Source organism: Mesorhizobium sp. M8A.F.Ca.ET.161.01.1.1 (assembly GCF_004792105.1).
GTDB lineage: Bacteria > Pseudomonadota > Alphaproteobacteria > Rhizobiales > Rhizobiaceae > Mesorhizobium.
Map to the genome: position 1 here is coordinate 1 of NZ_SRTD01000484.1, position 284 is coordinate 284.

Below are 284 nucleotides of genomic sequence, written 5' to 3' on the forward strand. Positions count from 1 at the left end.
GCAAGATCCACTTCTTCTATCATCCAGGGCTGAGCACCGAAGCTGCGCTGCTGGGCTGCACGGCCCAAGGCGAATACGATGCCCTGATCGCGGCAGCCACCTTCATTCCCAAGCAGTCCGTCTTCCCGCTCGGGGGCGTGCGGATTGGCGCCGGGACCGGCAACAGGGGTTCCAGCTCGTGGGGCGGCCCTGACGGCGACGGTGGCGTAGCGCCGCTGATGAACACGCCCGGCATCAACAGCCGCGCGACGGCCCAGATGGCCATGAAGGCCCTTCTCAAAGTC

Annotated in this window: 1 protein-coding gene; it reads left to right on the top strand. The window is 66.2% G+C overall.

What is annotated here, in order from left to right; translation table 11 throughout:
• The coding region (locus EN804_RS36660; protein WP_135922450.1) for a hypothetical protein at positions 1–284 on the top strand (284 nt) is incomplete at both ends.